Origin of the sequence: Spiroplasma endosymbiont of Megaselia nigra (genome assembly GCF_003987485.1) — a bacterium.
Classification (GTDB): Bacteria; Bacillota_I; Bacilli_A; order Mycoplasmatales; family Mycoplasmataceae; genus Spiroplasma.
Map to the genome: position 1 here is coordinate 1 of NZ_RCOO01000274.1, position 1,161 is coordinate 1,161.

Below are 1,161 nucleotides of genomic sequence, written 5' to 3' on the forward strand. Positions count from 1 at the left end.
ACTTGTAAGGTGGAATTTATCTATCGTGTAATGTACTTTATTTTTAGGAAAATATTCTTGAATAAATTTTACAATATTTTTAATTCAAGGTGCGCCATCTCCTAATACCATAAATTCAATATTGTCATTAACATCATAATAACTTGTAATTAATGTAAGTAATTTATTAACAAAATTAGTTAATTTACTATTTTTTTTAATATATTCTGGAATATTATCTAGCTCTATAACACCTAATTTATCTTGAATTACAGGTCTTTTTTTCGTTGATTTTGCCTTATCAAAACCAGTATGAACAGTTGAAAATATACTATGTTTTTTTATTTTCTTTTTTCTTTTTTTCTTTTCATTTCACATTTTTAAATAAGTTCCATCAATTTGAATATATAAAGTATGAGGTATCTTTATTTTTTTATCAGTTTTATTAAGATAATATTCTTTATCAGTTTTTGCATTTTTCATAATATTTGAAATTGTTTTTATACAAATTTTTATATGTTCCATAGTATCTAAAATATCTTGATATGTTTTTTTCTTGCCAATAAATGATAATATTTTTTCTTTAACAGAATTATCTATTCTTTGTCATTTTTCAATTCCTAAAAGTTTATCCAAAGGAAAAATATATTCTTCTTTACCTGTTTCTGGATTAATTTTATAATATTTTCTTCTTTTAAAAGTTATTTTACCATTTAAAATAGTTAATGTTCTTGGTTTTATTTCTTTTACATTATAATCTTTAAATTCTTTTAAAGTTTCATCAATTTTATAATTTTTAAAAATTCATTCATCACAATCTTCTAAATTTTGTTGAATAATTTCAATATTTTGTATATATAACAAATTATTAAAATTATTAAAAAAGTTGTTATCAATATTTATCATTTTTTACCCTCTTTCCTTAGTTCTACACATTAACACAAAAATAATAAAAATGCAAAAAATAATAGTAATTTTTATTTAGTATGTTACAATTTAATTGTTAATTATTAGCAAATTAATTTAACTGAAAAAAGTAAAGTAATTTACTTTTTTTTATTTTGATGTAAAATATAGATAATAAAAAAAAGAACCGTGTCAAGTTCTTCTGTACATGTTTTTCTCTACTTATATTTAACCATATAAAGGAGTAAAAAATGAAAGAATTTAATCCAAAAACAG

1 protein-coding gene is annotated in these 1,161 nt (G+C 19.4%); it reads right to left on the reverse strand.

The annotated features are described in order from the left end of the window. On the reverse strand, positions 1-885 hold an 885-nt coding region (locus D9R21_RS06645), incomplete at its 3' end, for an Mbov_0401 family ICE element transposase-like protein (RefSeq protein ID WP_148108890.1). Positions 886-1,161 lie beyond the last annotated feature (276 nt).